General features: G+C 44.9%; 7 protein-coding genes. All 7 read left to right on the top strand.

What is annotated here, in order from left to right; translation table 11 throughout:
* Positions 1-621 precede the first annotated feature (621 nt).
* The 7 genes from rpmH to rsmG all read left to right on the top strand — a co-directional run bounded on the left by rpmH (position 622) and on the right by rsmG (position 7,112).
* The gene (rpmH, locus tag ACW5MY_RS19615; RefSeq protein ID WP_003178075.1) at positions 622-756 is read left to right on the top strand and encodes a 50S ribosomal protein L34; all 135 of its coding nucleotides are present in this window, start codon (positions 622-624) and stop codon (positions 754-756) included.
* A 152-nt stretch (positions 757-908) separates the two neighbouring features.
* Positions 909-1,259 (top strand): ribonuclease P protein component, encoded by a 351-nt coding sequence (gene rnpA, locus ACW5MY_RS19610; RefSeq protein ID WP_013354275.1) that lies wholly within the window; start codon positions 909-911, stop codon positions 1,257-1,259.
* Positions 1,260-1,419: 160 nt separating this feature from the next.
* Positions 1,420-2,169, top strand: coding sequence for a YidC family membrane integrase SpoIIIJ (gene spoIIIJ / locus ACW5MY_RS19605; RefSeq protein ID WP_014471334.1), 750 nt, complete (start codon positions 1,420-1,422; stop codon positions 2,167-2,169).
* Entirely contained in the window at positions 2,166-2,807 is a 642-nt protein-coding gene (gene jag / locus ACW5MY_RS19600) for an RNA-binding cell elongation regulator Jag/EloR (RefSeq protein WP_013354273.1), read from the top strand. The genes spoIIIJ and jag overlap by 4 nt, the downstream gene beginning before the upstream one ends.
* A 289-nt stretch (positions 2,808-3,096) precedes the next feature.
* Positions 3,097-4,476 (top strand): tRNA uridine-5-carboxymethylaminomethyl(34) synthesis GTPase MnmE, encoded by a 1,380-nt coding sequence (gene mnmE, locus ACW5MY_RS19595; protein WP_007409903.1) that lies wholly within the window; start codon positions 3,097-3,099, stop codon positions 4,474-4,476.
* A 16-nt stretch (positions 4,477-4,492) separates the two neighbouring features.
* A complete protein-coding gene (gene mnmG, locus ACW5MY_RS19590; protein WP_004392959.1) occupies positions 4,493-6,379 on the top strand; it encodes a tRNA uridine-5-carboxymethylaminomethyl(34) synthesis enzyme MnmG in 1,887 nt (628 codons plus the stop codon).
* Positions 6,380-6,392: 13 nt separating this feature from the next.
* The gene (gene rsmG, locus ACW5MY_RS19585; protein ID WP_013354272.1) at positions 6,393-7,112 is read left to right on the top strand and encodes a 16S rRNA (guanine(527)-N(7))-methyltransferase RsmG; all 720 of its coding nucleotides are present in this window, start codon (positions 6,393-6,395) and stop codon (positions 7,110-7,112) included.
* Positions 7,113-7,126: the final 14 nt, after the last annotated feature.

The raw sequence follows: 7,126 nt of genomic DNA, 5'->3' as shown, positions 1-7,126 counted from the left end.
TATCCGGCACAGCCCTCCTTTTCTTTTAAAATCAGCGATCTTTTCCTGTTATAGAACACAAAAAAAGAGCATATGGCTCTGACCATTCGTACACACGAAATGTTGAAAACATATAGTATAGTAGAAAAATAGCTTTTCGACAAATTCCACAAGTTGTGGACAACAATCTACACAAGCTGTGTGGAAACAATCCACAACTTATCCACACTTTGTGGATAAAGAGAATAGGCTGGATAAGTAATTAAGAGTTAAAACACAAATATAATATCAAATTAAGCGAGGACTTGCAACGGTTCTCGTAATCTTATCCACAAACCTGACAACTTGTTGAAAAATCTTTGTCCACAGGGGTTAGCAATGTGAAAATGTTGTCGATAACGATTGTGGATATTAAAAAACGACCAAAAAATTATCCACATGCCGTTTTTTTCAGAGGCCGGGGCCTTTTTTTTGCGCTAAAAAAAGGAATATGAAAATTAAGGTTTCTAAACTGGTTAAGGTATGTTATCCTATTATGGTTGTAAGAAATAAAAGCACTGCTGAAGTTGACAATGAATAGGCAGCACAAATATAATAAGTAAGACTGTCTTTAACAGCTATTCCTCGAGGGAGGTGTCATAAATGAAAAGAACATTCCAACCGAATAACCGTAAACGCAGTAAAGTTCATGGCTTCAGAAGCCGTATGAGTTCAAAAAACGGTCGTCTAGTATTAGCACGCCGTCGCCGCAAAGGCAGAAAAGTATTATCAGCTTAGGCCACTGAATAATGTCAGTGGTCTTTTTTCACATTATGAGAAAAGAGATCACGCGTCGCCCGGAACTGGAGAAATTTCTTCAGTTTTCCGGCGGCCCGTTTTTTTTAGATAGAAATAAAAGTTTCTGCGAGTGAATATCGGAGTGAATCAAAGTGAAGAAGCGAAATCGGTTAAAGAAAAATGAAGATTTTCAAAAAGTGTTTAAACGCGGAACGTCTATGGCAAACCGCCAGTTCGTGCTGTATACCCTTGATCAGCCGCAGCAGAAAGAGCTCCGGGTAGGGCTTTCTGTCAGCAAAAAAATCGGCAATGCCGTCGTGCGCAACCGGGTGAAGCGTTTAATCAGGCAGGCGATCCAGGAGGAAAAAGAGCTTCTCAAGCCGAAAGATTTTATTATTATCGCTAGAAAACCCGCAGCTGAACTCAGTATTGAAGAAACGAAAAAAAGTCTGCAGCACTTATTCAGAAAAACCTCTTTATATAAGAAATCTTCGTCGAAATAGCTCATATTTTGTTTTCTTCACGTTTTTAAAAGCGCTTCCTTTTGTTTGGCGAAAAATGACCGCCATTTAAAACTGAAAGATGCTAAAATACATACAAGGTTTATAAAGAATGGTATAGGAGGAAACGTTCTTGAAAAGGAGAATATGGTTACTACTGAGTATGGTCGGTATGCTCGTGCTGCTGGCCGGATGCTCGAGTGTAAAAGAGCCGATTACGGCGAATAGTCCGCATTTCTGGGACAAATATGTTGTATATCCATTGTCAGAAGTCATTACGTACGTAGCGAAACTGACGGGCGATAACTATGGTTTATCGATCATCATCGTTACGATTTTAATCCGTCTGCTGATTCTGCCGCTGATGATCAAACAGCTTCGAAGCTCAAAAGCGATGCAGGCGCTGCAGCCCGAAATGCAGAAGCTTAGAGAAAAATACAGCTCAAAAGATCAAAAAACGCAGCAGAAGCTTCAGCAGGAAACAATGGCCCTGTTTTCAAAGCATGGGGTAAACCCGCTGGCGGGATGTTTCCCGATCCTGATTCAAATGCCGATTTTGATCGGATTTTACCACGCTATTATGCGTACGCAAGCCATTTCACAGCATAGCTTTTTATGGTTTGATTTAGGCGAGAAAGATCCTTACTATATTCTTCCTATCGTTGCCGGTGTGGCCACTTTTGTCCAGCAGAAGCTGATGATGGCCGGAAATCCTTCTCAGAATCCTCAAATGGCAATGATGGTATGGATTATGCCGATCATGATCATCGTATTTGCGATCAACTTCCCGAGCGCGCTTTCTCTTTATTGGGTAGTCGGAAACTTGTTTATGATTGCTCAGACATTCCTTATTAAAGGACCGGACATTAAACACGATCCGGAAACGCAGAAAGCGGGAGGAAAGAAAAAGTGAAGAAGGTGACTGCTGCGGGACGGAATGTCGAAGAAGCAGTTCAATCAGGCCTTCAGGAACTTCAACTGACGAAAGATCAAGTAGAAATAACGGTGGTGCAGGAAGAATATAAAGGGTTTTTGGGTATTTTCGGAAAAAAGAATGCGATCGTAGAACTGAAAGAGAAAAAAAATTCCGTTCAGGAAGCGAAAGCGTATCTGGAAGAAATCATCAATACCATTGCCGGGCCTTCCGAGATTGTCACGGAGGAAAACAAAAAAACAGTTTGTTTTCATATTAAGGGTGAAAAAGCGGCGCTGCTCATTGGTAAGAGAGGACAAACACTCAATGCCCTGGAAACATTGACGCAGCTTGTGTTGAACCGCGGCTCCGGCCAGTACCGCCAAGCCGTTGTCGACGCTGAGAATTATCGTCTGAAAAGAAGAGAAATTCTGGATCAGCTGGCAAACAGGCTGGCCAAGCAGGTATCGAAAACGAAAAAAGATGTGCATTTAGAACCGATGCCGTCTGGTGAAAGAAAAATCATCCATGACGCTCTGGCGAAGCATCCAAATATCAAAACTTTTTCTACCGGTGAAGGCCGGTACCGCCATCTCGTTATTTCCCATAAAGATAGCAGAAAACCGAAGTCCGGGTAAAATCGGAACTTCGGTTTTTTTATTGGCAAAATTGGCTCTATTCCTAAGCAGAATCATACTTTTGGCGTTTAAGTTTTTTCTTTTTCGGTGTATGCTGTTGATAAAAAAGGTTTTAGGAAATAAAATTAATTGTTATTCACATGTGGATAAGTTAAAGTAATAAGGGATGAATTTCTGCCTTTGTGGATAACGTATCTTCCACTTCAAACCAAACTATGTTATCTTTTAATTTTGGCGTAAATAAAATTTTTTATATAGATGGAAACAGAGATAAAGAGAGGTGAACAGCATGGATACAATTGCAGCGATTTCAACTCCGATGGGTGAAGGCGCGATCGCGATCGTTCGGCTGAGCGGGCCGGAAGCCGTAAAAATTGCCGACAAAATGTACAAGGGTCCGAAAGGCAAAACGCTCAGTTCGGCAGAATCGCATACCATTCATTACGGGCATATTGCAGACAGCACTACGGGACGGATTATTGAGGAAGTGATGGTGTCTGTTTTAAGAGCGCCCAGAACATTCACAAGGGAAGATGTCATCGAAATCAACTGTCACGGAGGGATTGTGACGGTTAATCAGGTGCTCCAGCTTGCTTTAAGAGAAGGCGCGAGACTGGCAGAACCCGGTGAGTTTACGAAGCGCGCATTTTTAAACGGACGGATTGACCTGTCACAGGCGGAAGCGGTGATGGATCTGATCAGGGCCAAAACGGACCGTGCCATGAATGTCGCCATGAATCAGATGGAAGGACGGCTTTCTGCGCTTGTCCGCCGTCTTCGTGATGAATTATTAGAAACACTTGCCCATGTTGAGGTTAATATAGATTATCCGGAATATGATGACGTCGAAGAAATGACGCATCAGCTCTTAGTGGAGAAGGCGAGCGGTGTGAAGAAAGAAATCGAGGCGCTGCTCCGTACGTCTGAGCAGGGGAAAATTTTGCGCGAGGGACTGTCTACCGTCATCATCGGCCGTCCGAACGTAGGGAAATCCTCTTTGCTTAACAGTCTTGTCCATGAAACGAAGGCGATCGTAACCGATATTCCGGGAACGACGCGTGATGTGATTGAGGAATATGTCAATGTCCGAGGCGTGCCGCTCCGGCTTGTCGATACCGCCGGAATCCGTGAGACCGAAGACATCGTCGAAAGAATCGGTGTTGAACGGTCACGCCAGGTTCTGAAGGAAGCGGATCTCATTTTGCTTGTGCTTAACCACAGCGAAGAGCTTTCTGAAGAAGATGTGAAATTATTTGAAGCGGTTGAGGGAATGGACGTCATTGTCATTATGAATAAGACAGATCTCGAGGCTAAGATTGACGCTGAGCGCGTCAAAGAGCTTGCAAAAGGCCGGCCCGTCGTCACGACCTCATTGCTGAAAGAAGAAGGCATTCAAGATTTAGAGGAAGCGATTCAGTCGCTATTTTATACAGGAGCGATCGAAAGCGGAGACCTCACATATGTCAGCAACACCCGTCATATCTCGATTCTGCATCAGGCAAAGCAAGCCATTGATGATGCACTGAATGGAATTGAGCAGGATGTTCCGATTGATATGGTGCAAATTGATCTGACAAGGTGCTGGGAGCTGCTGGGCGAAATCATCGGTGATGCCGTCCACGAAAGCTTAATTGATCAGCTCTTTTCACAATTTTGTTTAGGTAAATAAAAGGGAGGAAAAAACCATGGGGTATGAAGCAGGCCAATACGACGTGATTGTCATCGGCGCCGGGCATGCCGGTGTTGAGGCTGCGCTCGCATCCGCGCGCCAGGGAGCTAAAACGCTTGTTTTGACGATTAATCTTGATATGGTTGCGTTTATGCCATGTAATCCGTCTGTCGGCGGCCCCGCGAAAGGGATTGTCGTCCGCGAAATTGACGCGCTCGGCGGAGAAATGGCAAGAAATATAGATAAAACTCATATTCAAATGAGAATGCTGAATACAGGAAAAGGTCCGGCCGTACGGGCGCTGCGAGCGCAGGCGGATAAATTCCAATATCAGCATGAAATGAAGCATACGCTGGAAAAAACACCGAATTTGACACTTCTTCAAGGGATTGCCGAGCGTTTAATCATTGAAGACGGCGAGTGCCGCGGTGTCATTACGCAAACCGGTGCTGAATATAAGGCGAAAACGGTCGTACTGACAACGGGGACGTATTTAAGAGGGCGGATCATTCTTGGTGATCTGTCTTACTCAAGCGGTCCGAATAACCAGCAGCCGTCTATTAAACTTTCTGAGCACTTAGAGGAGCTCGGTTTTGATCTCGTTCGTTTTAAAACGGGAACCCCTCCTCGCGTATCAAGCGATTCCATTGATTACAGCAAAACAGAAATCCAGCCGGGGGACCCGGTTCCGCGCGCTTTCTCATATGAAACGGTTGAATACATTACCGATCAGCTGCCTTGCTGGCTGACTTACACGAGTCCTGAGACTCATGAGATCATCGACAGCAATCTGCATCGTTCGCCAATGTATTCCGGTATGATTAAAGGAACGGGGCCGAGATATTGCCCTTCTATTGAAGATAAAGTCGTTCGGTTTAATGATAAACCGCGTCATCAGATTTTCCTTGAGCCGGAAGGCAGGAATACGCAGGAAGTATACGTTCAAGGTTTATCCACGAGCCTTCCTGAGGACGTACAGCAGCGGATGCTGGCGACCATTCCGGGACTGGAAAAGGTGCAAATGATGAGAGCCGGATATGCGATTGAGTATGACGCGATCGTACCGACGCAGCTCTGGCCTACACTGGAGACGAAAAAAATTCCTAACCTGTATACGGCCGGTCAAATTAACGGTACATCAGGTTATGAAGAAGCAGCCGGACAAGGAATTATGGCGGGAATCAACGCAGGCCGCAAAGCGCTTGGAAAAGAAGAGGTGATCCTCAGCCGTTCCGATGCGTATATCGGTGTATTGATCGATGATTTGGTAACGAAAGGAACCAATGAACCATACCGTCTGCTGACTTCACGCGCGGAATACAGACTGCTGCTCCGCCATGATAATGCGGATCTTCGTCTGACGGAAATCGGCCATGAAATCGGCTTAATTTCTGATGAGCGCTATGAAGCGTTTGAAAAGAAAAAAGCGGCGATTGAGGCTGAGAAAAAACGTCTCTGGTCTGTTATTATCAAGCCGTCTCCTGAAAATCAGGAATATATCCGTTCACTCGGCGGAAGCGAGCTGAAAGACGGAGTGCGCGGCACAGATTTAATGAAACGTCCGGAAATGAACTATGAAACAGTGACAAAACTTGCACCTGCTGATTCTCCGGTTCCGCAAGATGTGGCGGAACAAGTGGAAATTCAGGTGAAATATGAAGGATATATCGAAAAATCCTTGCAGCAAGTGGAGAAGCTGAAGAAAATGGAAAACAAAAAAATCCCTGATCGGATTGATTATGACGCCATTAAAGGAATTGCAACTGAAGCCCGCCAAAAGCTGAAAGAAGTGCGTCCTTTATCAGTTGCTCAAGCGTCCCGTATTTCCGGAGTCAATCCGGCAGATATTTCAATCCTGCTGGTATACCTGGAGCAGGGCCGTATTGCCAAGGTAGCTGAATAGAAAGGATGACGGCATGAATATAGAGGAATTTACATCCAGTTTAGCGGAGAAAGGGATTTCCCTTTCTGACCGCCAGCTGGAGCAATTCGAGTTGTATTACCAGATGCTCGTGGAATGGAACGAAAAGATGAATCTGACGTCTATCACTGAGAAAAAGGAAGTATATCTCAAGCATTTTTATGATTCGATTACGGCGGCATTTTATATTGATTTTGAAAAGGTCACCACTCTTTGTGACGTCGGCGCCGGTGCCGGTTTTCCAAGCCTGCCCATCAAAATCTGCTTCCCGCATCTGCATGTCACCATCGTCGATTCACTGAATAAGCGGATTACGTTTTTGGAAAATCTCGCTGATGCTTTACAATTAGAGCATACGACATTTGTCCATGACAGGGCAGAGACGTTCGGACAGCGCAAGGACGTCCGGGAAAGCTTTGATCTCGTGACGGCCCGTGCAGTGGCGCGTCTGTCTGTTCTGAGCGAGCTTTGTCTGCCGCTGGTCAAGAAAAACGGCGTATTTGCCGCTCTAAAAGCAGCAGCGGCTGATGAAGAATTGAAAGCGGGACAAAAGGCGATTAAAGTATTGGGAGGAGAGCTTGAACAAGTTCATTCCTTTACACTTCCCGTTGAAGAAAGTGAACGGAACATTATGTTAATTCGCAAGATGAAAAGCACTCCGAAAAAATATCCGAGAAAACCGGGTACTCCAAATAAATCGCCAATTGAAGGGTAATTTAGACAGCCTGA

The sequence above is a fragment of the Bacillus sp. Bwzl_19 genome (assembly GCF_054900515.1).
This window is presented reverse-complemented; position numbering and strand designations above follow the sequence as displayed.